This window comes from Marinoscillum sp. (assembly GCF_965229915.1).
GTDB lineage: Bacteria > Bacteroidota > Bacteroidia > Cytophagales > Cyclobacteriaceae > Marinoscillum.
In genome coordinates this window covers 944,716-967,957 of record NZ_CBDDJZ010000001.1, presented here as the reverse complement: position 1 = coordinate 967,957, position 23,242 = coordinate 944,716, and the positions used below count along the sequence as shown (strand labels likewise).

Below are 23,242 nucleotides of genomic sequence, written 5' to 3'. Positions count from 1 at the left end.
AAGATTTGTTTCAGGTCATCGCTCTGATTAAACTTACATCTTATCGGCTAAACGAATCCAGATGAAAACCTTCCTTTCCATCATGTGCTGCATCAGTGTGATGATCGCTAATGCTCAACAGGACAACATCCACGAGCAATCTTCCCAATACATCTGGCCAGAGGACCCACAGGTCAGACAGAAGCTGGAAGAGTGGCAGGATTTGAAATTTGGGATGATCATTCATTGGGGGCTTTATGCTCAGGCGGGAATAGTGGAATCCTGGGAGTTAACCTCTGAAGACTGGATCAATCGCAAGGACAGTATGACCCACTGTGAGTACAAGGAGTGGTACTGGGGTTTGAAGGATGAATTCAATCCGAAGAAATTTGATCCCGAACAGTGGGCAGAATCAGCCAGAACAGCTGGTATGAAATATGTGGTATTCACTACTAAACACCACGACGGATTCAATCTGTTTGATACCCAACAGACGGATTTCAAAATAACCAATGGACCGTTCGCAGTTCATCCAAAGGCGAATGTGGCTCAATATGTGTTTGAAGCCTTTCGCCAACGGGACATGATGATCGGAGCTTACTTCTCCAAACCGGATTGGCACTCGCAGTACTTTTGGTGGGACAAGTACGCCACCGATGACCGCAATGTGAATTACAATCTGAACCGGCACGCTGACCGTTGGGAGAAGTTTCAACAGTTTGCCTACAATCAAATCGAAGAACTCATGACGGATTATGGTTCACTCGATATTCTGTGGTTGGATGGCGGCTGGGTCCGTCCTGGCCGAATGGTCCACGGAGGAGAGCAGCACATTGACCTTCCACGAATTGCAGCGATGGCCAGAAAGAATCAACCTGGATTGCTCATAGTAGATCGCACGGTTCATGGTCCTTATGAGAATTACCAAACACCCGAGCGAACCATCCCTGAAACCAGGTTGGAGCACCCTTGGGAGAGCTGTATTCCATTGCACAATAACTGGGGTTATGTGCCTGGAGATCAAGCCAAATCTTCCCGACAAATCATTCATTCGCTCGTAGAGGTGGTGGCCAAAGGCGGTAGTTTGTTGCTGGGTATTGGGCCCAAGCCGGATGGTCTATTGTTGGAGTCTGATAGGGTGGTGATGGAGGAGATTGGGAGCTGGTTGCAGACCAATGGGTCGGCTATCTACGGGACCAGAAGTGTGGAACAGTATCGTGACGGAGAGGTATTTTTCACCAGGGATGAGCAGGGTAACTTTTTCGCTATTGCCAGAATTCAGGAAATAGCTCCGGGCTTGATCACATGGAGAGGAAACGAACCTCAGGAAGGCGGCAAAATGACCTTGATGCAGTTAGGAGCGGAAGTATCCTGGAAGTGTGAAAATGGTATTACCACCGTGCAGGTTCCACGACGTTTAATAGAGGATGGGGTCCCGGCTTTGTCTTTTCAGTATACTCCTAAGTAATAGCACATGCGTAATCTAATGTCACTTATACTTATCGGCTGCCTGCTCTCATGTCAGGATCCTGTTAGGCCACCGATTCCTGTTAGGCCGTTGCCCACACCAGAGCAGCTTGCCTGGCATCAAATGGAGCGCAATGCCTTCATTCATTTCACCATCAACACCTTCACCGATAAGGAGTGGGGCTATGGAGACGAGTCGCCAGAGCTGTTCAATCCTACCAATATGGAAGTGGATCTATGGGTTCGTGTGTTAAAGGAAACAGGTTTCAAAGGCGTGATTCTCACCTGTAAGCATCATGATGGTTTCAGCCTTTGGCCTACAGCTTATTCTGAGCATTCGGTCAAAAACAGTCCTTACCGGAATGGGAACGGTGATGTGGTAAAGGAAGTAGCCGATGCATGTGCCCGATACGGCCTGAAATTTGGAGTGTACCTGTCTCCCTGGGATAGGAATCGAGCGGATTATGGTGATTCGAGTTATGTAGCGTATTACCGCAATCAACTAACTGAATTGTTTGTCAATTATGGTCCGATATTCGAAATGTGGTTTGACGGAGCAAACGGCGGTGATGGATACTACGGCGGTGCCAACGAAAAGCGTTCGATTGAGGGTAGAACCTATTACGACTGGCCTACCACACTGGATCATGTCCGATCCTTGCAGCCCAGTGTATTGTTCTTCAGCGATGGTGGCCCAGACTTGCGTTGGGGTGGTAATGAGCAGGCAAGAGCTGGCGAAACTAACTGGCATACCATCAGTACGGATACGCTTTATGCTGGACAGCATGGCATCACCGGATTGCTCAATACAGGCCATCCAAAAGGGGCAAACTGGGTGCCACTGGAGGCCAACACGTCCATTCGTCCTGGTTGGTTTTACCATGCGGATGAAGACTCGCTGGTAAAAACTCCGGAAGATCTTTTTGATATCTACCTGACTTCCGTCGGAAGGGGAGCCACCTTGCTTCTAAACATACCACCAGACCGACGTGGGCAGTTTCATGAAAACGATGTGGCGGCACTTCGTGGTTTCAATGCACTTTTGCAAAAGGAGTTTGCTAATGATCTGGCTGAAAACGCAGAGGTTTCAGCTTCATCTTACAGAGGTGATTCGGAGCGTTTTGCACCTGAAAACCTGCTGAATCGTGATCCGGAAACGTATTGGAGTACTGATGATGGTATTGACAATGGGATAATAACTATCGATCTGGGTGCTCTAAAGCCAGTTAAATATGTTGTCTTGCAGGAATACATCCAGCTCGGTCAGCGGGTGAAGTCTTTTACCGTGGAGGTTCTGCTGAATGCAGAATGGAAGCAAGTGGCCACTGCTTCAACGATTGGTTATAAGCGAATCGTCCGATTAAGTGATCCGGTGACAACCAATAAGGTCCGAGTTACGATAAGGGATAGCAAAGCTTGTCCGGTTATCAGTTCACTATCCATCTACTAAATATAACTCATGGCCTATTCTGAAAAACTCGCCGATCGTCTAAGAGTCTATTTGGCTCAGGTACCTGACATTCGGGTAGACGAAAAGAAGATGTTTCGTGGGCTAGCCTTCCTGGTCAACGACAAAATGTGTGTCAATGTAAGCGGAGATAACCTGATGTGCCGGTTTGATCCGGAGCTTCAATCGGAAATGGAAAATAAAACAGGATTCCAATCCGTGAAAATGGCTGGTCGATTCATGAAAGGGTACGGATACATTAGTGAAGAAGGTTTTCGGGAACCAGATGACTTCAAGTTTTGGGTGGATTTGGCACTGGAGTTTAACCCGAGAGCTAAGTCTTCCAAAAAGAAAACTTCCTAACAGTAACCATCGATTATTCCGATTCGAACAAATCAAATCCTCGTTTGACAGAGTAATTTCTCCTCCACGAAAATGGCCGTGTAAATAGACCATAGTATGGGTAGGTTTGTTAAAGATTGGGATCACAAAAAGTCCCATCTTCTCACAACAAACCAGCATATGAAACCAGCTAAATTAGTTACTCTTTTTTCCTCTGTTTTATTGATCATTTCCTCTGCAGCCCATGCCCAAATGAACCAGCAGGTGATGGACCAACTAGATTCCATGGTGTCAGTGGATCAGCAGTACCGGGCTGTATATGAAGGTGGTGTCTATCAAAACCTCGACTCGGTATCCAGACATCAGATGGATGTGGCATTGAAAGCAGTAGACAGCCTTCATTATTTGAAACTGCAGGAATGGTTTGAAACTTACGGGTTTCTGGATTACGATCTGGTAGGGGAAGAGGGGAGCTATCAGTTTTGGTTGCTGGTGCAGCATCAGGATGCATACCCGGACTTTCAAAAAGCAGTGTTGACCCAGATGAAACATGCAGTTGATCAAGGCAAAGCCTCAAGCACTTGTTTGGCTTTTCTTACCGATCGTGTTTGTGTCAATGATGGTAAACTTCAGATCTACGGTACCCAGTTCATGATTAGCTCTGACTCCAATCTCTATGTGCCCAGACCGGTAGAAGACCCTCAGCATCTGGAAGCACGACGTGCCAGTGCCAGTTTGCCTCCAATGAATGTGTACTTGAAATTAGTTAATCAACGATTTGCGCCTGTAGCCATTGACTAATTCAGTCATTCACAACTTCTTGCTTTCCTTGAACGTTTAGAGTATCTGTGAGGTGGTTTCTTACATATCCGCAAAGGCACAGTTTCTTCTTGCTAGTGGCGATGCTGCTGCTTGGGCTCCTGAATTTTTCGGGTGGTGTAACCACTCAAGAGAGCCTCGTTAGGATCGACAAAACCGAGCTATTCAAGTCAGACGTCTTTGGTAGTGAGATCAATGTGGCCCTTTTTGATTCTGTAAGCAAGAAACCCGCTCTATCTCATTTTGATGTCAATCTCCTATGTGCTGCAACTGACGTAGCAGTATGGGAGCTGACCAACCTACAACGTGAGCTGTCGATCAACAGAAACCATTACTTACTTCAGCTCAATACTTATCCTCGGAGTGAAGAATTGATTGCCTAAGCTCATTCGGTAGTCCTATTCTTTTATATGAACCATTGGTTCACATCTCATTAGTTTATGAAAATCATTCAAAAAGCACTTCGCTTGATCGTGCTATTGCTGGTACTTGCCATGGCATCTGTCGGTTTGGCCATGGGTGGCGCCATTCTTCCATCTAGTTATCGAAAAGATGAATTTCTCCCGGATATCGAACTGGTAGAAGGTCAGGAAGAAGAAGAACTCGAGAAAAAATAATCATTCAAGAAACGATTCACTTAAATTGAAACACGTATGGAACGCAGGGATTTAATACAAGACGAAATCGAACAATTGGGTAGGGTGCTAGGCAAAATGCTCGAGGTGTTGTTGGGTTTGAAGTCACGAGGCAAAGTAAATGAAGGGATTTCGGTGGTGCAGCAAGAGCTTATGACTCAGCTAGATATTGATATTAACCAAATACTTAAGCTGTCGGGAGATGAGCTAACTGCTTACTTAAAGCAATGGAATCTGACTTCCGAGCATTTGGAGACACTGTCAGCCATACTGCTGGAGAGTGGTAGAGATGGACTGGCCGAATGTGATCCAGAGACGGTGCTCAGGCTGCAGCGATCGGTGGAGCTGCTGGATATAGCCGACGAGATCTCCAAAACGGCTTCCTTCGAAAGAATGGCTAAGCGATCTGAAATCGAAAACTTGTTGTCCGAATGTATGTAGTCATCTTATGAGTTTATCTAACGCTAAATCCATTTGCCCAGCAAGTCCGCAGGAATGGCGGAAATGGCTCCAGGAAAACCACAAGCAAGAGCAATCCGTCTGGCTGATCTACAACAAAAAAGGATCTGGAGTGCCATCACTTTCCTGGAGTGAGGCTGTAGATGAAGCCCTTTGCTTTGGGTGGGTGGACGGTCGTAGGCAACCTATTGATGACAAGCAGTTTCGACAGCTATTCACTCCGCGCAAGCCTAACAGTCTCTGGTCGAAAATCAATAAGGATAAAGTGGCAAGATTGATACGAGAAGGTAAAATGACAGCTGAAGGCCAAAAGTGTATTGGCACAGCTAAGACCAATGGGATGTGGACCTACATGGATGCAGTGGAAGCGGGAATTGTCCCCAGGGATTTGCAAGACGCCTTGAATCAAGATCAGGATGCGCTGGATTTCTTTCAATCACAAAGAAAGTCCGTTAAAAAAATGATGCTCACATGGGTTCATATGGCCAAGAAAGAAGAGACACGCAAAAAGCGAATCCATGAGATTGTGACCTCTGCCGCAAAGGGTGAAAAACCCAGCCAGCTATGAACTACATGATTTAAAGCTACCTACTGGGCGAGCAGGTTTTTGGTGGAGACACTTCATTACATTTCAATATTGACTATTTTCGGTAGCAGTCGTCTTTCGTTTACTGGAGCTATTACTTGCATTCATGAATTATCAGACCTATCAGCCACATCCAGATTTAGAAGCCATTGTCAAGTTTTACTGGACATTGGAGGTGCCGTTTGACAAAAACAATGAGAAGCAAAAAATCATCCCGGATGGGTGTGTGGAGATGACGTTCAATTTTGCAGATGGCATCAAGCGCTATGTGTCTGATGCTGAATATGTGGTGCATCCGTGCGCCATGGTGATGGGCCAGCGAACCAAATCCTACTTCATCGAACCTCTAGGGGATGTTGACTCCTTCGCTATCTGCTTTTATCCTTACGGTTTTGCCAACTTTGTGAATACTCCGCTAGCAGACCTGGTGGATCTGGAGATCCCAATTGAAAACCTCTTCGAAGCAGATCCCTCCAATGAGTTGATCCATCAGATGGTGCATGCTGCCGATACTCAGGAGCGGATTAAGATCATTGAAGCTTTCCTGCTCAGCATACTCCATGAGCGGACCACCATTGATAGCATTGTTAAGTCTACGGTGGATTCGCTGATCGCTACCAAGGGAAGTGCAGCAATCAGTACCATTCTGAAAGAAGATCTATCCAAAAGGCGCAAACTTGAGCGGCAATTTAAAAATCAGATCGGGATCAGTCCCAAACAGCTTGGAAGAGTCATCAGACTGCAAACTGCCCTGAATATGATGCTCAAAGACGCTGAAAAACTCACCAACGTGGCCTATGAGAGTGATTATTTTGATCAGGCTCATTTTATCAGAGATTTTAAGGAGTTTACAGGAGTGACACCTGGAGAGTTTTTGGGCAATGAGCAGATGGCACTTTCCTCACTCTTTTACAGAAGTTAGTCAGCTGTCGCATTTTTACAATTTCTGAAATTCATCCTGGTTTATCTATGCATGGTATTCAACATAAAACGATGAACATACTAAACAGAGCAACCTGCGTGAAGGTATTGGTGCTGATCATGATTCTGCTTCCGATGCAACTAGAAGCGCAGGTTAACCAAAAGACCACAAGGATGAAGAGCCATATAGCAATTTTTGAAATACCAGCGACAGATATAACCCGAGCCGTTTCCTTCTACCAGGAAATCCTCGGCATTGCTATCGAGCAGATGGAGTTTGAAGGCCTGCGAATGGGACTATTTCCCTACGAGAACCAGGCGGTAACCGGTGTGATCATGCAAGGGGAAGGATATGAGCCTTCAGCCAGTGGAATTACCATTTATCTCCATGCGGGCGATGACTTACAAAAAGCTCTGGACAAGGTGGAAGCAAATGGAGGGACCATCATGGTGCCCAAAACCCCACATGCCGATGAGAGTGGTTTCTTCGCTTTGTTCTTGGATTCTGAGGGGAACAAAATGGGACTACACTCACCGAATTAATGACACGGGTGATACTGCCGACCGCTTGTCTCGAACTAGTTTTCGTTGAAGTATTTGAGCACTTCTTGAGCAAAAGGTTCGGTTCTGTAAGTAGTGTTGTGATCACCGGGCACTATGACCAATTGACTGTTGGGTAGCGCTTGATGAAGCGCTGCGGGATCCCCATTGTCCGTGTCTTGATCACCTGCGATGACCAGCACTGAGGTGTCGATTTGACCAAGTTCAGCTTTGGAAGTAACTGGCTGGTAAGTTTGGAGGAGGCTGAGGATTTCCAGGTCGGCACCAACGGATTTGGCGTAGCTCACAGCTCCTTCGGTGATCTCATTGAGCGGCGCTCTGCCACCAAACGCTTCGGCAAACATGATCCGTCGGTCCCATTCAGGATTGGAGAAATCAATACCCATACCACCGATGACAGCTTGAGTGATTCGGTCTTCTTGAGTGAGCAGTTTAGCAAGAACGATCGAACCGCGAGAATAACCAACTGCCCGATATTCAGATAGATTCAGGTGATTGGCCAGAGCTACCATGTCCTTGATTTCCGCATCTTCAGCATATTTACTCGGATCGTGAGATCGGTCGGATTTTCCATTACCACGCAGGTCAGGAATGATTAGTCGGTAGCCATGGTCCTGGAGCTTTTTAGTAAGCGCCGTTCCATTCCAAGAGGTGCCATTAGAAATGAACCCATGGAGTAGGATAACTGGTTGGCCTTTGCCCATATCCTGGTAGGCAATCTTCGTACCGTCAAAGGAGTCAAAGAAATGATGGTCCTGTGCTATGCACACATTCCATAGTGACAAGAATAAGGCTAAAGTGAAGGTGTTCTTCATGAATTCATGTTTTGGTTAAACCAGACCAGAGTTCTGTCAATAAGTCCATGCGACCTGTAACACGAGACCTGAAGGCCGCAACCCGATTATCCAGCTTTGATTGAAAACTAATAAAACCCCTGGAGATTTATTCGATGCTATTGAAAATGAGGACTACTGCTGAACATTTGATCCATTCCTAACAGTACATCACTTGGCAAGTAGAGTCAATGCATTAACTTTCGACAATAAACGTACTAACCATGACCACCACACCCGAACACGACAAACGAATAGCCGAAATGACTTTTTCTTCGGTGTTTCCTCACTATGTCACCAAAGTGGAGAAAAAAGGCCGAACCAAAGAAGAACTGTACGAAGTGATTGAATGGCTAACGGGATTTGATAAGCCAAAGCTGCAGGAGCTGATCGAGGCTAAAGTCACTTTTAAGGAATTTTTTGAGCAGGCCAGGTTAAATCCCAATGCAGAGCTGATTACCGGAGTGATCTGTGGCTATCGGATTGAGGAAATAGAAACTCCGCTGACGAAGCAAACACGCTACCTGGACAAGCTGGTCGACGAGCTGGCCAAAGGCAAGAAAATGGAGAAAATATTAAGGACTGCAAGTTGAAGCTGGAATATATGCGATTGATCTACTTACTCCCATTGGTATTCATTTTCATCAGTGCATGCCAGCCGACAACTAAATCAGATTTCACCCATGAGGTGACGTCCGGCTCCAAACCGTGGACCCACACGAACTTTGATGCTGCTGCCGACAAATTCACTTTTGCCATTTTCAGTGATCTGACTGGCGGTGAGCGTGATCGCATTTTTGAGGTAGCAGTAGCTCAAATCAATTTGCTGCGGCCGGAGTTTGTGATGAATGTAGGCGATTTGATCGAAGGTGCAAATAACGAAACAGAATGGAATGAACAATGGGATTCGTTTGATGCTCGTGCTGAGCGGGCCATCGCTCCTGTTTTTTATACGGGTGGCAATCATGACCTCACCGGAGTGCTCGCACAAGAGATTTGGGAAGAGCGTCTTGGAGCGCGTTATTATCATTTTATCTACAAGGATGTCTTGTTCTTGGTGCTGGATACCGAGGATCACACGGCAGACCGAATGGCAGAGATCGAGCAGATCAGAAATGATGCGATGCGTGTGATTGATACCGCAGGTTGGGAGGCATTCCCTCAAACGGACTACTACAGCCTGCCAGAGCGATCTACCGGTAATCTTGGAGCAGCGCAGATTGACTATTTTCTCCAGGTGATTCAGGAAAATGCAGCAGTGCGGCATGTGTTTCTTTTCATGCACAAGCCCATTTGGGAGCGTGAAGGAAATGAACAGTTTGGTCAGATCGAGGAGGCGTTGGCCGGTAGAGAATACACGGTCTTTCATGGACACACGCATGTGTACAAGCATACCGAGCGGAACGGACATGATTACATCAACCTGGCCACCACGGGTGGTGTGCAGTTACCAGAAGAAGGTCGGTCCATGGACCAGGTAGTGCTGGTCACCGTAGACGAGGAAGTGAGCATCGCCAATGTGCTGATGGAAGGTATTCTGGACAAGACCGGGCACGTACCACTGGATGGTGATACGCTGGTATTTGAGCAGGAAGTGGCAGAATGAACGATCTTTCACCGATCACTAATCACTCTACGACTAGTCACTAATCACTACCTAACTGATCACTCGCAACTAATCACCTGTCACTAGAAGACCAGTCACTAATCACCCTAAGACTAATTACAAGTCACTACACGCTTCTCTACCCCTTCCAATAGTTATCGGGACTACCTAAGATTTTGGAATGATTTATGCAGCACCTTTACCAGGAAAAAGCAGCGAACAACACATCAATTCACTTAGTACAACCTCAGCTCAGCTTTGTTTACTCCACCTATCTTTTCCACAAATGATACCTATCATAATTTGTTAAGATACCTATCTTCTTTTCTTAAGATACGTATCGTTTTGGTAATAGAACTGCGGACGTCAACCAGTAGGTACGCAAGTGCAGACAAACTTCCCTTTGAGTGCAGACATGAATGCATGTGGGTGACCTGCCCACTGACTGTTTATTGGCCTTGTGGAAGCTCTATCTTCAGTCACTATTCACTACCTAACTAATCACCTAAGACTAGTCACTAAAAAATCAATCACTACGCACTAAAAAGCCTATCACTAAAAATAATCCTACTTTTTCTCTCTTTCCTCTTCACCACTTTAGGGTATTTTCTTTCCAGATGCTGGTGGGAGTTGTGTGGTGAAGTGAAATTGTGGTATTTTGGAAATGGATAATGGCTGTTAGTACCGTTTGAAAACGGCTTTAACCGGTTATCGACGGCTATAACACTAAAAGTCAATGATTTATAAAATGAAAACAGCTGAAAGCTATAAGTAGGATATGTTACACTTGTGCAACATATACGGACGTTGGGCTTAATTGACTTGCTAAATGGAAAGGTCAATTAAAAGCGTAACTTTAAAGAAAAACTCAAATCCTATGATTCTTAAAAAATTTTCATACAGAGAATATGAAAACTCACCAAGATATTGGGAACTAAAGGCATTCGATGTTAACAATATTAATCTAATAGTTGGAAGCAATGCATCGGGGAAATCAAGGACTCTGAACGTTATTTCTGCCTTATCCAGAATACTTCAAAATCCAAAAATTCAGTATAATTCTGGCTCATATGCAGCATGTTTTGAGAATAACTCAGGTCATTCGATTAAGTATATAGTTGAGTACAACCAAGGCTCTATCTCCAAAGAAAAATTCATCCGAAATGAAAAGGAATTAATTGACAGAAATGAAAACGGCGAAGGAAGAATATTTAACGAAGAAATAGGCAAAGACACAAAATTCAAAATTCCCCATAATGAACTTGCCGTAACAAGAAGGGATGAATTCCAATATCCATATTTAGAAGATTTATATTTATGGGCTCACAGTACTCGTCATTTCAGATTCGCTAAAGAACAAGAAAAACAAACTCTTGCTCTAATAAGCTCCAATAAAACTCCAACTGATAGTGTTGATGCAAAGGAAACAAATCAGGTCATTGAAGTATTTAGAAAAGCAAAGGGGCGCCATCGAGCAGAATTCGTTAATAAAGTTATACACGATTTTAATTCTATAGGTTATAATATTTCTAATGTGGATACAGGTGTATTGCAAAGTATTCAAGTTGATTCGCCAGTAGGAAATAAAGTTGTTGGAATTAGAGTTCATGAGAATGACAGAAATGGCATTACAGATCAAAATGAAATGTCTGATGGAATGTTCAGAGCATTGTCAATAATTATTCATTACAATTATTATGCTCTTGAGGGAAAGCCTCTTAACATTCTTATAGATGATATAGGTGAGGGATTGGACTTTGACAGATCAACAAGACTTATCACCTTACTGATTGAAAAATCTCATGAATTAGACATTCAATTGATCATGTCCACAAATGACAAATTTGTCATGAACAATACAAATCTAGAGTATTGGCAAATTATTTCGCGAAACGGAGGCATTGTTGAAATGTTTAACAAACATAATTCCGCAGAAAAATTCAATGAATTCAAATTCACTGGATTGAACAACTTTGATTTTTTCACAACAGATTTCTTTAAGACTGGATGGAATTAAAAAAGATAGCATTTTTTGTTGAAGGTTACACTGAGCAAGAATTCGTTAAGAAATTGCTTAATGAAGTATTTGGAAAGAAAAACATTCAGATAGAAATAAAAGAAGTCAAAGGCGGCTCAAGGTCAACAGTGGCAGTAACAACCCTTGAATCTCCAGATGAGAATGAAGGAGCAAAATATTATGTATTGATTTACAACTGTAATGGAGATGGTTCAATAAAATCATACATACTTGATCAAAGAACTGGACTTATAAATGCTGGTTACAGGAAAATAGTTGGATTGAGAGATGTTTATCCAATTGATCGAGCGGACATACATAAGTTAATAACTGGTTTGAAGTTTAAAGTCCCACAAAAGGAAATCCCAATCTCCTTTGTTCTAAGCATAATGGAAGTTGAGGCTTGGTTTCTATCGGATGAAAATCATTATGAACAAATTGATGCCAATCTGACTACTCAACATGTAATTGACAATTTCGGATTTAACCCGGAAGAGTACAACACAGAGTTGATTGACGAACCTGCGAAAATGCTGCATGATATTTACCAAAGTGTTGGCAAAGCATATTCCAAAACTCAGAACTCAATAAACAGAACTATTCGGTCATTGGACTGTGGGAACATTTATTTGGCAGTTCAACATCGCATCAACTCATTGAATGAACTAGTTCAAGAAATTGAGCAAATATTTGAAGAGAACTAAGCCCAACAAACACTAAAATGAATATGCGAACAGTACACTCTGTTATGATAATGCAAAAAAGCAACTTCGGTGCTTCTAGCAGCTGGGACGCATACTCATTTTAGTTGATCGTTGTCTTTCATAAACTACTCTAAGTATGGGATGCTATTTTCTTCGATTTAGACCGAAGTATGAATAAGGCGTTATAAAAGTTTTGACAGTTTTGCATTTCAAAGATATGAAAGCGGAAGGGAACTGTGGGGTGTTTATTCTTCGAGTAAGATTTGTTCTTGCTTGTTTATTTTCTTCATTATCTTCACTTAGACTCAATTCAGTCAACAGAAATGAGAAGATGGCTTTACATATTGATTTCAATAAGTATCACTTCAACGACTTACGGTCAACTAACCCGAGACAGCATTTCATTTGAGCCGCTAAAGGAGTATGTCGGTAAAGCGCAGGATTCCTTACTGGTCCACCTTGATTCCATTTTTGCCAAGCCTAGAGTTGATCTGGAAAGTGGGATTAAGACAATGGATGATTACAAGCAGTACTTGAAAAAAAGTGACCTTTTCTTTCTAGATGATATCTCTTTCGATGAAAAAAACAATGAAGAGGATTCAAGTACTTTACCTCTTACCAAAATGATGGACTATGAATGGATTGATCTTTTAGACTTTAATGTAGAGTATTTTTTTGACCCCAGATATTCATACCACCTCAAACATGTTCCAGATCCAAAAAATCCATACAGCTACAGACTACTTGACGATGGTCGTGACTCTTTGTATTATGGCTTGGTAAATACTTGGCTCGATACATCTTCTGTCAATTGGTTTTCTGATGTCTCAGTTTATAATTCTATTGTTCATACCAATTTAAGCGCAAGAAAATATTATCGTAGCATTCTATATGAATATGATTTCAGACCACTGAACAATTACTGGAGAAGGGAAATGCAGGGTTCTCAAATGGAAGTTTTGAGATACCTTGATGAAGAAAAAAAGGGACTAGTAAGAGACTCCATAAAAAAATATTACGCTGAAAAAATTTATGGAAATAGTTTTGTCAAGGATTCATCAGATGTCCATAAACTAGAAATAACAGAGAGTTATATTCATTATTTGCGAGTATATAATGACAATAATAGACCGGGAGAAAAGTATAGAATGGGCGGTGAAAGATTGTTTAATCTTGAAATCAATAAAACAAAGATTAACAGGCTTTGGCTGGATGGATATTCTACTACAAAGAACCTATACATTGATTATGATCCATATAAGACAAACAGGATTATTTATAACTACGGTAGCGAGTTTCCCGATAATCCATATACATCGAACCAGCTTATCGTGAGGTATGCAAACGTCGATGAATACATAATTGGCAATAAATGGGAGAATATGATCATTAGGAATACTGATTTCAGTAAGAAGCTGGAGATCTATCATATGCCAGATACCCTTGTGTTAATTGACGTTAAAGCACCAAGGATTGATCTAAGGCAAGAACCCAGGTCTAATGGCGAGAAATCAAAGGTTTTTATTTACAACGTGGATTACGACAACCTGTCTATTCGATGGCAGGGATATGAAATGTACAAACCTCATGAGTCCTGGACTGACGATCATATGAACCGTGCCTATTTGGAATTACTTGATCATTTTAAGAAAAAAGGATATGCGGATAGTTATCAGCAGTTGAACAAGGAGTACAAAAACTGGAAGTATACCATTGAAGGAAAAGAGTTCATTAGCTGGCTAAATGCCAACTGGTGGGATTATGGATACAATAGAAGCCTGATTTTTAGAAATACCATCTTCATCTTCCTTTTTTATAGTTTAATCAATGCATTCTTTATTCGAAAGCTTTCCAAAAGCCTTTACGAAGATGAGCGATTACATATCATGCTATCAAAAAATCCTAAAAGAACGTTTGCCAGCTATTTGATCAACATACCGGCAGCTATCTTTTACACTTCGCAAATCTTTTTTGGAGTAAAGTTTTCGTATGACAAATTGAAGTACTCGGATAAGTTGAAGGGTTTCAAAATTCTCTGGCTACTCTACTTTTTCACCATCTATCTTTCGGGACTAATCTGCATTGCATACATCATCAATACAGTCGTAGACATAAATGTGGCGGGGATTTAATAACCCTGATTGGTGCGTGTTGTAACCTCTTTCTTGATCTTTGTGTCTCGCTGAGATCATATAAATAAGTTCTAAATCTATCAGCCCAATTGAGACGTTTAGACTAGATGGGAAAGGAGAACAAAAGATAACAGACACTCATCCGCCATATGTCAACCGATTATTTTTTTCCTGTGAAGCAACCCCCAAAAATGTAATTCATCTAAAACTTTTTCAAGCGACATTCCATGTTCTGTAATTGAATACTGAACCCTTGGAGGAAAGGAATCGAATACCTCTCTTTCGACTAACTGATTCATCTCCAGGTCTTTCAATGCTTTAGACAAAGTTTTATCTGTTATACCGGCAACTTCCCGACTAATCTCTTTAAACCGTTTTGAGCCACCAGACAATGAAAATAAAATCAACAATTTCCATTTTCCCTCAAGAACCTCAAGTGCATCTTTGATGGAAAGCATTGTTTTAGGACAGCCACCTTTTGATAACATAACTTAGATTTTAAACGCATTACTTTCCCAATGGATAGCACTATCCAATAGGAAAGTAATATCAAAGGGATAGTGAATGTAAGTATTTTTAAGCCATATCTAAAAGACATTAGACAATGACAATTCAAAACAACACCAAAGTTCTAAATATTATCCTATGGATATTTCAAGCGCTCGTAGCGGCAACATTTATTTGGGCTGGTGCAATGAAACTATTTAAACCAACTGAGTTACCGTGGTTATGGGTAACGGAAAATCCTAAATTGGTAAAGATCTCAGGAGTTTTTGACCTATTGGCAGGTTTTGGTTTGACCTTACCTTCCGCACTTCGCGTTCAGCCTAAAATGACGATATATGCAGCTTATGGAACAATCGCACTTATGATCTCTGCAAGTATATTTCACATTATGAGAGGCGAAGGGAATCAAATTGGATTCAATATTTTCATTTTGGCTTCTGTCATATTTATTGCGTGGGGACGAATTAAAAAAGTGCCAATAGAACCGAAAAATAAAAGGTAGCCGCTAACAAATGCTATGTATGAATGGGGTTTCATCGGTCAGGATATTTTGGTGGGGATTGGAAAGTCAGCCACACCTGCGCGGCCCGAAGTTTTAAATTTAAATCAAGGCCGGGCCGCGTAGGCGGGGTTGTGTGCGAGACGAGAGATTAGTGTTCACGAAGCTTCGGGACTAATCCCTACTTATCATAGCTTTGCGTTCTCAGCTCCATACCCAATGCCAAAAGCACATCCACGCATTCTGCTAATCCTCCTGATCACCTTGACTCCATTCTTGACCAGCGGACAATCCTATACCTACCAGCAGATCGAACTGCCTTCCGTTGATTTAGCGGCACCAGATACTTTCCGGATAACCAAGAGCATCCTGATCGACGCAGATCATATATGGGTTCAGGGGATTGCTCCTCCGTATGATCCGGCAGCCGGTTTGCTTCATGATGGGAAGTTTGATCTGATTTACAGTGAGCAATCGGATGGGCGGTTACTTTTTACCTACACTTATGTTTCTCCGGTGGATTCAGCTAACATCATCATGGTAGCCGTGCTTGGGTTTGAGGATGGACTTGCCGGTCAGTACGTGTTTGAGTATTACCACGGAGAGGTATTCTATTTAGGCCATCTATATGTCCTAAAAAAGGTCGATGAGGGACCCTTGTTTGGTTTTTACAACGGCGTCTATCCAGAGAAAGAACTTACCATCCGGTTGGAAGATGATCAACTGATCTTTGACTACTCAGGAGCTGAGTTTGTCCATATGCATGACTATCAGGAAGATCTTGTTAGTGAAATCCGCTTAAGGCATGTAGACGACCATTTTGAAGTGGTCAAGCAGCGTAATTAGTATTTTGATCACTAAGTGATGACTCCTTCATGTACTTTACAATGGTGTTGTTTCGTGATCCTGTTAGGATCAAAGTTTGCTATCAGTTATTTTCGACCTTTTAAACACAGCAGAACCACATGAGAGCAATCATAGTTTCCATGATCATTCTATTTGGATGGAGTCATTTAACCGGACAAAGCGTATCACATAAGGTCTCGTTTGATCCAAGTGGTAAGATTTATAACAAGCACACTGGCAAAAGGGTGAGCGATGAGGAATTTTCTAAATACATCACTGACAATCCCAGAGTATCATTCGAACACGAGATAGATAAGTATGGAGAAGTAGCCAGGTACCTCCTGGATACCACTACTCGTGAAGTAGCACCCCGTACAGAAGAAGACCAGACTAAGCCAGGCAAACCGCTCCCGGAGTTTGTATTTACTTCCATGACAGGTGAGACCGTGGCAAGTCAGGAACTCAAAGGTCAATGGATTGTCCTTAAGTTTGAGATTTTTTTGCCGATGCTAGATGTAGCAGCACTGAAACAGCTCGATACTAAAATCGAATCTATGAGTAACAAAGAAGACTTTGTGATGATTGATTGTTTTATAGAAACTGCTGATGAGATTACTAGTAAAATTGATGGTGAGTTGAACAATATCTTCTTAGTCTCCGATGCGATGAATTTCCAGCTGAGATACAGTATCGTTCGCTATCCGCAGATCATTCTGATCGATCCGCAGGGAATTGTAGTGGGATATTACAGCAAGGAAAGTGAGATTGATTGGAGCGGGTTAACGGTAAATTGAACTGGTCAATATCCTTGTGTGCCTTTTGTTACCAACCAATCAGTCGTCAGACCACTAGCAGTGGTCCGACGACTAGTGAGTAACTCATGCCTTCAACGCTTTTGTCACTTCCTCAGCCAGTGGGGTGGTCGGCCGCCCGATCAGTTTGGACAGTGTGTGGCTATCGTCAAACAAATCCCCTTTGGAGGCACTCACATCCCAGCTGGCAATGCCATCTGCAAATACCTTCGGGATATCGAAGCTCTGCAGGATCTTGCTATACTCCGCCTCAGGCAAGTTGTTGTACGGAATGTCCTTTCCAGTCTGCTTGGAAATCTCTGCGGCCAGTTCCGATAGAGTATAGGCTTCATCACCTGCCAGTTCGTAGGTTTTGTGGACATGACCAGAGCTGGTGAGCACTACTGCTGCGGCTTCCGCAAAGTCAATCCGGCTGGCAGAGGCAATTTTGCCATCGCCCGCACTTCCGATAAAGGCTCCGCCTTGCAGCGCTCCTGGGATGGATGCGGTGTAGTTTTCAGTGTACCATCCATTTCTCAACAAGGTAAAGTCAATACCAGAGTCCTTCAGTAACTTTTCGGTAGCTCGATGCTCTTCTGCCAGACTGATAGTGGAAGTATCCGCCTGCAAAATGCTGGTGTAGACGATCCATTGCACATCAGCTTCTTTAGCGGCATTGATGACGTTACTATGTTGTCTGGCGCGCTGACCTATTTCATTCCCGGAGATCAACAGGAGGGTGTCGATACCTTTTAGCTGGTCAGCAAGTCCAGCTGGTTCATTGTAGTCAAACTTTCGCGCTTCTATGTCCTGCACTTTTTCTGGTGATCGCACGAGTGCTACCAGATTATCCGCGTCTGTTCGTTTTTTCAACTGTTCCACTACGAGTGACCCGAGTTGTCCTGTTGCGCCAGTAATACCTATTTTCATTTGTTTCATCTATTTATTGTAATAAAATATGTTACATAATCAATCAAAAAAATAGCTCAATGAAACTGTGTCAAAAAGCTATTAAGTGTCTTGCCTTTCAGTTGATCTATCACCGATTGATCTATGCTGGAAAAGAGTCCATCTAGCTGGTTATTGATGTCTTTGCCAATGGGGCATTTCGGGTTGGGCTGTTGATTTTTTTTGCCCAATACGTCCGAATTTTTCACTGCCAGATAGATTTCATCGAGTGTGATTTGCTCACTATTTCGAGATAGTGTGAATCCCCCTGTTTTGCCTTTCCTACTCTCCACGAGCCCTGCAGCATTCAGCACACTCAGTTCCTTCCGGACAATCACCGGATTGATGTTGATACTCCCAGCGATCCATTCAGACCGTAACCATTCATCCTTACTGTCTGCTAGCAAGGTCATGATGTGTAGTGCGGTTGCAAATCGGGTGTTGCTCATTGGTCCTTAATCTATGATAGTTATACTTAATGTAATAAAAAAGGTTACACAATAGGATTGATTTATGAGTGTCTTGGAAGTTTTACCATATCGACTCGATTCAAAGGGCTGAGAATCAATTGTTTCGGTATCGGTTCTATCAAAGGCATCTTTCGCTACATCCAAAAAGCTACCTCTAAGAAGCCAAAAAGTCCAGTGCTGAATAAACAAAAAGAGGCTGAACACCATTTATTCAGGTGGTTTAATTCTCAAGCAAAACAGCACATTCATGTCGAAGAAACGCATTTTTTTCACCGGAGGATCTGGTAAAGCCGGTAAATACGCCATTCAGTACTTACTCGATCAGGGCTATCGGGTGCTCAACGTGGACCTGAAGCCACTGGACCTGCCAGGCGTAGACAATTTGATTGCAGACATCACGGATTCCGGGCAGATGTTCAATGCCATGAGTTCTTATGCCGGATTGGATGAGTTGGATGAAAAAGGTGGAGTGCCCAAGTTTGATGCAGTGGTACACTTTGCGGCCATTCCGCGCATTCTGATCCAGCCTGATAATGAAACCTTTCGGGTGAATGCACTGGGCACCTACAATGTGATTGAGGCAGCGGTCAAGCTCGGTATAAAAAAGGTGGTGATCGCCTCTTCAGAAACGACTTATGGCATCTGTTTTTCGGATGGTCAAACAGATCCACATTCCCTCCCATTGGAAGAAGGTTATGATGTAGACCCGATGGATAGCTATGGTTTGTCCAAAGTGGTCAATGAAAAGACTGCCCGCAGTTTTCAGCGTCGCTCAGGAATTGACATTTACGCCCTGCGCATTGGCAATGTCATCGAGCCACATGAGTACGAGGAGCTTTTCCCTTATTATCTCAAAAATCCCGAAGTACGAAGACGAAATGCTTTTTGCTACATAGACGCCCGAGATTTAGGCCAGATCGTCGATCTGTGTATTCAGAAAGATGGTCTGGGATTTCAGGTATTTAATGCCGGTAACGATCACAATGGGGCCATCATCCCAACTAAGGAGTTGGTGGAGCGGTTCTTTCCTGGGGTACCGGTTACCCGAGAAATGGACGAGCATGAGGCCTTGTTCTCCAATCGTAAAATTCGCGAAGTACTGGGATTCCAAGAGCAACACAGTTGGCGCAACTACGTGTCTGTGGACTAATCGTGTGTATCCTTTGTTACCAACCTTCCCAACCAGGGCAATTAGTTTAGCGTCATGGAGTTTGAAAAAGTGCAATTAGGACAGGAAGGCAAGCGAGCCAAGCGTATGGAGCGGTGGAGACATATTCGCCGAACGTTGCTATATATGGTGGCAGGGGCAGCCCTGACCGTTTTGATCAGCTTATTCATTGAGGGAGCCGGAGCATTGATTGCGGACAAAATGGGCAATAACATCCTGATGGGTGCTTTTGTCGGTTTCTTCCTCACCAATAGTCCATGTGCGAGAGGAAGGTGCTGAGTCTTAAAATGATCTTCCATTACCATTGATTAGCCCTTAATTATTGCGGAATTACCTGGTTGTCAAATGTTAATCCCGTTTGATTGGATAACTTACCCATTCAGTATCAAAAGGGCGCATCATGGGCAAACAATTCGATTCCATTTCAGAAGAACAAAGAGAGTTCATCGCACAGCAAAAGATCTTTTTTGTAGGCACGGCAGCCAGCGATGGTCGTGTGAACGTTTCGCCAAAAGGAACGGACTCCTTTCGAGTGATTGGTTCCAATAAGATTGTGTGGCTCAACCTGACTGGAAGTGGCAATGAAACCGCTGCACATTTACTGAAAAATGACCGCATGACCATCATGTTTTGTGCGTTCGAAGGCAAGCCCATGATCCTACGGCTTTATGGCCATGCGAACATCTATCATGAGCGGGATAACGTATTTGATGAATACATAGGATTATTTCCTCCCAATGTAGGGGCACGTCAGATCATCGAAATGAACGTGGATTTGGTACAAACGTCTTGTGGTTTTGCCGTACCTTTTATGGATTACAAAGAAGAGCGCACTACCCTCAATGACTGGTCAGCCAAGCAGGGTCGTGAGCGGATAGAAGAGTACTGGAAAAACAAGAACCAGCAGAGCATCGATGGGTTTGAGACCAAGATTCTGAAACCATAATAACTCTAGGATCCTGCTGATGATCAGCAGTGAGCACTCCAGTGAGTGTAACCACTGAAACTCAGGAGCCGTTACCTCTAAAAAGCAGCATTTGACTAACTTCTACTGGAAAACCCTAATTTGGACCCGATGAAAGCTTCCATTCTTTATTCTCTGACCTTGATAGCACTGGTAGCCTGTGATCATGTAAGTCTGGAAGAGCAAGAGCTCATCCTGCCTGAATACTATGTGTACCTCACCATAGATGACGAGGAATACCTCTTTCATGAAGATATGGGAGTTTTCAATTCGTATATCACCGGACCGAATCAGGATCAACTGTCCATCGTGCTTGGTGGAAACCTGTTTTACTGTGAATTACACATTTTAGACTCCCGATTGGACCAACAGACTTTTCCGCTAACTATGTCTAGTACACAATCAGATGGGTATGCTGAGTTGCAGTTGGTTGACCGAAATGAATCTGTAGAAATGATGTTTGGGCCAGAAGATAATGTCAACTTCATTGGAGTCACTTTTGAGGACCTGGAAGTGACTGTGCTGGAGTATGAAGATCAGGTGATCAGTGGTGAAGTCAAAGGGACCATTCGCACCCGTACCGGAAGAGTCAAAGAAATAGATGATGGGAAATTTAATGTAGCCATCAGCCTGGTAGCGTCGGAAGACTAATCGAACAGCCCAGAGCTCAGGTAGCGTTCGCCTGTATCACATACTATAAATACAATTACTCCCTGGTCAATGGTTGCGGCCACTTGCAGTGCAGCAGTCAGCGCTCCACCGCTACTCATACCAGAAAGTATCGCTTCTTCTTTAGCCAGTCTCCGTGCCATGAGTCTGGCATTGTCCTCACTTACATCGATCACCTGGTCCACTCGTGCAGGGTCAAAGATCTTGGGTAAGAACTCCGGAGACCATCGTCGGATACCTGGGATAGAAGAGCCTTCGGTGGGTTGCGTACCAACGATCTGAATACCCTTATTCTGTTCCTTCAGGTACTTGGACACGCCCATGATGGTGCCAGTAGTACCCATAGCAGAAACAAAGTGTGTGACTTTCCCTTTGGTATCTCGCCAGATCTCTGGTCCTGTGGTCTTGTAGTGCATGCCATAGTTATCCGGGTTGGCAAACTGGTTCAGCATGTAGTAACCTTCATTGGCTGCCATCTCTTCGGCAAGCTCTCTTGAATACTCGATGGTTTTTTCGGCAGGAGTGAGGATGACTTCCGCACCATAGGCTTTCATCGCCTGAATCCGTTCTTTGGTACTATTCTCAGGCATTAACAAGGTCATGTGCAAACTGGCAGACTGAGCAATCATCGCCAGAGCGATCCCAGTGTTGCCGCTGGTAGCCTCCACCAGTTTATCGCCTTTCTTAATGTCTCCGCGTTTCAGTGCTTCAGTGATCATACCATAAGCCGCACGATCTTTTACACTTCCACCAGGGTTTTGACCCTCCAGCTTTCCATAGATTTTGACTTCCGGGTTTTTATTGATGCGGGTAATTTCAACGAGTGGCGTATTGCCTATCAGGTCAAATAGTTTCATGTTTTACTCTTTCTAAGCTTGTTTTACCACGATCATTTCGGACTTATCCTCAGATTCGTCGTGCAGAGATACCTTGTAATACACTCGGGAGTTTGCCGGTATGCTTTTGGTGAGCCAGACGTTACCACCTACCGTGGAGTTTTTACCAATGCGGGTTTTTCCTCCCAGGATAGTCGCTCCGGCGTAGATCACCACATGGTCTTCGATGGTCGGGTGACGCTTCACCTTGGCGTCTTTTTTATCCACACTCAGTGCTCCTAACGTGACTCCCTGGTAGATCTTCACGTGTTTGCCAATGATGGTCGTTTCGCCTATAACAATGCCCGTACCATGGTCAATGCAGAAGTATTCTCCAATAATGGCATTGGGGTGAATGTCGATTCCCGTTTTGCTGTGGGCGTGCTCGGTAATGATCCTGGGAATGTTTTTAACGCCTAGTAGTGCTAGCTCATGGGCCAAACGATAAGACGCAATGGCATAAAACCCGGGATAAGAGCGAATGATTTCCGAGTGATCAGTGGCAGCCGGGTCACCGGCATACATGGCCTCTATGTCTTTTTCTAATCGATTGTAAAGCGTGGGCAGGCTGTCAAAAAAAGCTTCGATAACTTCTTCTTGTGTTTCCCCTTCCAAAGCGATGTTTCTAAGCAGTACATCCCGCATTTTCTGCTGGAGACTAGTCAGGATTTGCTCCACTTGCTTCTCGGATTCCATCCGATGACTCGAAAAATCAGGAAATAGCACCCCCAGTAGTTCATTGAAGAAGCTAATAATAGCGGCTTTCGTGGGTATTTTGGTGTACTCCTGGTGGGAGTCGTATATTTTCTTGATGAATGATTCTTTCATAGCGATTAAGCGTAGACTTACCTAACGGTAAAAATAAGTCGATGTTTAGGATGAAAGGTCGCTTGGCAGTCATTTAGTTCAGGTGCCTTAAGTTTTAGGTTTTAGGTTTTAAGTTCTAAGTGGGTTTTGGGTCTTTGTGTTGGGGTGTAGGTCAATTAGAACCTAAAAC

At 43.5% G+C, this 23,242-nt stretch carries 28 protein-coding genes; 22 read left to right on the top strand and 6 right to left on the bottom strand.

Annotated elements, in window-relative coordinates; translation table 11 throughout:
- Positions 1–61: 61 nt before the first annotated feature.
- From ACO067_RS04240 to ACO067_RS04195, 10 genes are all read left to right on the top strand, one after another.
- Positions 62–1,447 (top strand): alpha-L-fucosidase, encoded by a 1,386-nt coding sequence (locus tag ACO067_RS04240; protein WP_421871152.1) that lies wholly within the window; start codon positions 62–64, stop codon positions 1,445–1,447.
- 6 nt (positions 1,448–1,453) lie between these two features.
- Positions 1,454–2,896, top strand: coding sequence for an alpha-L-fucosidase (locus tag ACO067_RS04235; protein WP_421871150.1), 1,443 nt, complete (start codon positions 1,454–1,456; stop codon positions 2,894–2,896).
- 9 nt (positions 2,897–2,905) lie between these two features.
- Positions 2,906–3,256: a TfoX/Sxy family protein gene (locus tag ACO067_RS04230; RefSeq protein WP_421871148.1), complete on the top strand. Its 351-nt coding sequence runs from the start codon at positions 2,906–2,908 to the stop codon at positions 3,254–3,256.
- Positions 3,257–3,415: 159 nt separating this feature from the next.
- A complete protein-coding gene (locus ACO067_RS04225; protein ID WP_421871146.1) occupies positions 3,416–4,036 on the top strand; it encodes a DUF6624 domain-containing protein in 621 nt (206 codons plus the stop codon).
- Positions 4,037–4,083: 47 nt separating this feature from the next.
- Positions 4,084–4,437 carry a hypothetical protein gene (locus tag ACO067_RS04220; protein ID WP_421871144.1) on the top strand — a complete coding sequence of 118 codons (354 nt, stop codon included), beginning with the start codon at positions 4,084–4,086 and terminating at the stop codon, positions 4,435–4,437.
- A gap of 57 nt (positions 4,438–4,494) precedes the next feature.
- Positions 4,495–4,671, top strand: a complete 177-nt coding sequence (locus ACO067_RS04215; RefSeq protein ID WP_421871141.1) for a hypothetical protein — start codon at positions 4,495–4,497, stop codon at positions 4,669–4,671.
- A gap of 36 nt (positions 4,672–4,707) precedes the next feature.
- The gene (locus ACO067_RS04210) at positions 4,708–5,130 is read left to right on the top strand and encodes a hypothetical protein (RefSeq protein ID WP_421871139.1); all 423 of its coding nucleotides are present in this window, start codon (positions 4,708–4,710) and stop codon (positions 5,128–5,130) included.
- A gap of 7 nt (positions 5,131–5,137) precedes the next feature.
- Complete coding sequence (locus ACO067_RS04205) at positions 5,138–5,716, top strand: YdeI/OmpD-associated family protein (protein WP_421871137.1); 579 nt, start codon at positions 5,138–5,140, stop codon at positions 5,714–5,716.
- Positions 5,717–5,840: 124 nt separating this feature from the next.
- Complete coding sequence (locus ACO067_RS04200; RefSeq protein ID WP_421871134.1) at positions 5,841–6,656, top strand: AraC family transcriptional regulator; 816 nt, start codon at positions 5,841–5,843, stop codon at positions 6,654–6,656.
- Positions 6,657–6,727: 71 nt separating this feature from the next.
- On the top strand, positions 6,728–7,198 hold the full coding sequence (locus tag ACO067_RS04195; protein WP_421871132.1) for a VOC family protein: 471 nt from the start codon (positions 6,728–6,730) through the stop codon (positions 7,196–7,198).
- A gap of 35 nt (positions 7,199–7,233) precedes the next feature.
- Here the strand turns inward: ACO067_RS04195 and ACO067_RS04190 are convergent, their stop codons facing one another.
- Complete coding sequence (locus tag ACO067_RS04190; RefSeq protein WP_421871130.1) at positions 7,234–8,031, bottom strand: alpha/beta fold hydrolase; 798 nt, start codon at positions 8,029–8,031, stop codon at positions 7,234–7,236.
- A 242-nt stretch (positions 8,032–8,273) separates the two neighbouring features.
- Between ACO067_RS04190 and ACO067_RS04185 the strand changes: the two genes are divergently transcribed.
- From ACO067_RS04185 to ACO067_RS04165, 5 genes are all read left to right on the top strand, one after another.
- The gene (locus ACO067_RS04185; RefSeq protein WP_421871128.1) at positions 8,274–8,642 is read left to right on the top strand and encodes a DUF2200 domain-containing protein; all 369 of its coding nucleotides are present in this window, start codon (positions 8,274–8,276) and stop codon (positions 8,640–8,642) included.
- An 11-nt stretch (positions 8,643–8,653) separates the two neighbouring features.
- The gene (locus tag ACO067_RS04180; RefSeq protein WP_421871126.1) at positions 8,654–9,655 is read left to right on the top strand and encodes a metallophosphoesterase family protein; all 1,002 of its coding nucleotides are present in this window, start codon (positions 8,654–8,656) and stop codon (positions 9,653–9,655) included.
- An 829-nt stretch (positions 9,656–10,484) separates the two neighbouring features.
- Entirely contained in the window at positions 10,485–11,672 is a 1,188-nt protein-coding gene (locus ACO067_RS04175) for an ATP-binding protein (RefSeq protein ID WP_421871124.1), read from the top strand.
- Entirely contained in the window at positions 11,663–12,376 is a 714-nt protein-coding gene (locus ACO067_RS04170; protein WP_421871122.1) for a DUF4276 family protein, read from the top strand. Before ACO067_RS04175 ends, ACO067_RS04170 begins: the two co-directional genes overlap by 10 nt.
- Before the next feature lie 323 nt (positions 12,377–12,699).
- Positions 12,700–14,508 (top strand): hypothetical protein, encoded by a 1,809-nt coding sequence (locus tag ACO067_RS04165; RefSeq protein ID WP_421871121.1) that lies wholly within the window; start codon positions 12,700–12,702, stop codon positions 14,506–14,508.
- A gap of 152 nt (positions 14,509–14,660) precedes the next feature.
- Here the strand turns inward: ACO067_RS04165 and ACO067_RS04160 are convergent, their stop codons facing one another.
- Complete coding sequence (locus ACO067_RS04160; RefSeq protein ID WP_421871119.1) at positions 14,661–14,996, bottom strand: winged helix-turn-helix transcriptional regulator; 336 nt, start codon at positions 14,994–14,996, stop codon at positions 14,661–14,663.
- Between the two features lie 116 nt (positions 14,997–15,112).
- Here ACO067_RS04160 and ACO067_RS04155 point away from each other — a divergent pair, with 116 nt between their 5' ends.
- The 3 genes from ACO067_RS04155 to ACO067_RS04145 all read left to right on the top strand — a co-directional run bounded on the left by ACO067_RS04155 (position 15,113) and on the right by ACO067_RS04145 (position 17,154).
- Positions 15,113–15,517, top strand: coding sequence for a DoxX family protein (locus ACO067_RS04155; protein ID WP_421871117.1), 405 nt, complete (start codon positions 15,113–15,115; stop codon positions 15,515–15,517).
- Positions 15,518–15,733: 216 nt separating this feature from the next.
- Positions 15,734–16,360, top strand: a complete 627-nt coding sequence (locus ACO067_RS04150) for a hypothetical protein (protein WP_421871115.1) — start codon at positions 15,734–15,736, stop codon at positions 16,358–16,360.
- Between the two features lie 119 nt (positions 16,361–16,479).
- The gene (locus tag ACO067_RS04145) at positions 16,480–17,154 is read left to right on the top strand and encodes a TlpA family protein disulfide reductase (protein ID WP_421871113.1); all 675 of its coding nucleotides are present in this window, start codon (positions 16,480–16,482) and stop codon (positions 17,152–17,154) included.
- Positions 17,155–17,238: 84 nt separating this feature from the next.
- Here ACO067_RS04145 and ACO067_RS04140 read toward each other — a convergent pair whose 3' ends face one another.
- Complete coding sequence (locus tag ACO067_RS04140; protein ID WP_421871111.1) at positions 17,239–18,081, bottom strand: SDR family oxidoreductase; 843 nt, start codon at positions 18,079–18,081, stop codon at positions 17,239–17,241.
- Between the two features lie 56 nt (positions 18,082–18,137).
- Positions 18,138–18,548: an Rrf2 family transcriptional regulator gene (locus ACO067_RS04135; RefSeq protein ID WP_421871109.1), complete on the bottom strand. Its 411-nt coding sequence runs from the start codon at positions 18,546–18,548 to the stop codon at positions 18,138–18,140.
- A 268-nt stretch (positions 18,549–18,816) separates the two neighbouring features.
- Between ACO067_RS04135 and ACO067_RS04130 the strand changes: the two genes are divergently transcribed.
- The 4 genes from ACO067_RS04130 (at position 18,817) to ACO067_RS04115 (ending at position 21,352) form a co-directional block, all read left to right on the top strand.
- A complete protein-coding gene (locus tag ACO067_RS04130; protein WP_421871107.1) occupies positions 18,817–19,719 on the top strand; it encodes an NAD-dependent epimerase/dehydratase family protein in 903 nt (300 codons plus the stop codon).
- A 54-nt stretch (positions 19,720–19,773) separates the two neighbouring features.
- A complete protein-coding gene (locus ACO067_RS04125) occupies positions 19,774–20,016 on the top strand; it encodes a hypothetical protein (RefSeq protein WP_421871105.1) in 243 nt (80 codons plus the stop codon).
- A 121-nt stretch (positions 20,017–20,137) separates the two neighbouring features.
- Positions 20,138–20,683, top strand: coding sequence for a pyridoxamine 5'-phosphate oxidase family protein (locus tag ACO067_RS04120; RefSeq protein ID WP_421871104.1), 546 nt, complete (start codon positions 20,138–20,140; stop codon positions 20,681–20,683).
- Between the two features lie 129 nt (positions 20,684–20,812).
- On the top strand, positions 20,813–21,352 hold the full coding sequence (locus ACO067_RS04115) for a hypothetical protein (protein WP_421871102.1): 540 nt from the start codon (positions 20,813–20,815) through the stop codon (positions 21,350–21,352).
- Here ACO067_RS04115 and cysM read toward each other — a convergent pair.
- The gene (gene cysM / locus ACO067_RS04110) at positions 21,349–22,227 is read right to left on the bottom strand and encodes a cysteine synthase CysM (RefSeq protein WP_421871100.1); all 879 of its coding nucleotides are present in this window, start codon (positions 22,225–22,227) and stop codon (positions 21,349–21,351) included. The genes ACO067_RS04115 and cysM overlap by 4 nt on opposite strands.
- Positions 22,228–22,239: 12 nt before the next feature.
- The gene (locus ACO067_RS04105) at positions 22,240–23,073 is read right to left on the bottom strand and encodes a serine O-acetyltransferase (RefSeq protein WP_421871098.1); all 834 of its coding nucleotides are present in this window, start codon (positions 23,071–23,073) and stop codon (positions 22,240–22,242) included.
- Between the last annotated feature and the right edge of the window lie 169 nt (positions 23,074–23,242).

Bases quoted from the DNA above. Each gene is read 5' to 3' on its own strand.
- ACO067_RS04240 (WP_421871152.1), top strand. From the start codon at position 62: ATGAAAACCTTCCTTTCCATCATGTGCTGCATCAGTGTGATGATCGCT.
- ACO067_RS04235 (WP_421871150.1), top strand. From the start codon at position 1,454: ATGCGTAATCTAATGTCACTTATACTTATCGGCTGCCTGCTCTCATGT.
- ACO067_RS04230 (WP_421871148.1), top strand. From the start codon at position 2,906: ATGGCCTATTCTGAAAAACTCGCCGATCGTCTAAGAGTCTATTTGGCT.
- ACO067_RS04225 (WP_421871146.1), top strand. From the start codon at position 3,416: ATGAAACCAGCTAAATTAGTTACTCTTTTTTCCTCTGTTTTATTGATC.
- ACO067_RS04215 (WP_421871141.1), top strand. From the start codon at position 4,495: ATGAAAATCATTCAAAAAGCACTTCGCTTGATCGTGCTATTGCTGGTA.
- ACO067_RS04210 (WP_421871139.1), top strand. From the start codon at position 4,708: ATGGAACGCAGGGATTTAATACAAGACGAAATCGAACAATTGGGTAGG.
- ACO067_RS04205 (WP_421871137.1), top strand. From the start codon at position 5,138: ATGAGTTTATCTAACGCTAAATCCATTTGCCCAGCAAGTCCGCAGGAA.
- ACO067_RS04200 (WP_421871134.1), top strand. From the start codon at position 5,841: ATGAATTATCAGACCTATCAGCCACATCCAGATTTAGAAGCCATTGTC.
- ACO067_RS04195 (WP_421871132.1), top strand. From the start codon at position 6,728: ATGAACATACTAAACAGAGCAACCTGCGTGAAGGTATTGGTGCTGATC.
- ACO067_RS04190 (WP_421871130.1), bottom strand. From the start codon at position 8,031: ATGAAGAACACCTTCACTTTAGCCTTATTCTTGTCACTATGGAATGTG.
- ACO067_RS04185 (WP_421871128.1), top strand. From the start codon at position 8,274: ATGACCACCACACCCGAACACGACAAACGAATAGCCGAAATGACTTTT.
- ACO067_RS04180 (WP_421871126.1), top strand. From the start codon at position 8,654: ATGCGATTGATCTACTTACTCCCATTGGTATTCATTTTCATCAGTGCA.
- ACO067_RS04175 (WP_421871124.1), top strand. From the start codon at position 10,485: ATGGAAAGGTCAATTAAAAGCGTAACTTTAAAGAAAAACTCAAATCCT.
- ACO067_RS04170 (WP_421871122.1), top strand. From the start codon at position 11,663: ATGGAATTAAAAAAGATAGCATTTTTTGTTGAAGGTTACACTGAGCAA.
- ACO067_RS04165 (WP_421871121.1), top strand. From the start codon at position 12,700: ATGAGAAGATGGCTTTACATATTGATTTCAATAAGTATCACTTCAACG.
- ACO067_RS04160 (WP_421871119.1), bottom strand. From the start codon at position 14,996: ATGTTATCAAAAGGTGGCTGTCCTAAAACAATGCTTTCCATCAAAGAT.
- ACO067_RS04155 (WP_421871117.1), top strand. From the start codon at position 15,113: ATGACAATTCAAAACAACACCAAAGTTCTAAATATTATCCTATGGATA.
- ACO067_RS04150 (WP_421871115.1), top strand. From the start codon at position 15,734: ATGCCAAAAGCACATCCACGCATTCTGCTAATCCTCCTGATCACCTTG.
- ACO067_RS04145 (WP_421871113.1), top strand. From the start codon at position 16,480: ATGAGAGCAATCATAGTTTCCATGATCATTCTATTTGGATGGAGTCAT.
- ACO067_RS04140 (WP_421871111.1), bottom strand. From the start codon at position 18,081: ATGAAAATAGGTATTACTGGCGCAACAGGACAACTCGGGTCACTCGTA.
- ACO067_RS04135 (WP_421871109.1), bottom strand. From the start codon at position 18,548: ATGAGCAACACCCGATTTGCAACCGCACTACACATCATGACCTTGCTA.
- ACO067_RS04130 (WP_421871107.1), top strand. From the start codon at position 18,817: ATGTCGAAGAAACGCATTTTTTTCACCGGAGGATCTGGTAAAGCCGGT.
- ACO067_RS04125 (WP_421871105.1), top strand. From the start codon at position 19,774: ATGGAGTTTGAAAAAGTGCAATTAGGACAGGAAGGCAAGCGAGCCAAG.
- ACO067_RS04120 (WP_421871104.1), top strand. From the start codon at position 20,138: ATGGGCAAACAATTCGATTCCATTTCAGAAGAACAAAGAGAGTTCATC.
- ACO067_RS04115 (WP_421871102.1), top strand. From the start codon at position 20,813: ATGAAAGCTTCCATTCTTTATTCTCTGACCTTGATAGCACTGGTAGCC.
- cysM (WP_421871100.1), bottom strand. From the start codon at position 22,227: ATGAAACTATTTGACCTGATAGGCAATACGCCACTCGTTGAAATTACC.
- ACO067_RS04105 (WP_421871098.1), bottom strand. From the start codon at position 23,073: ATGAAAGAATCATTCATCAAGAAAATATACGACTCCCACCAGGAGTAC.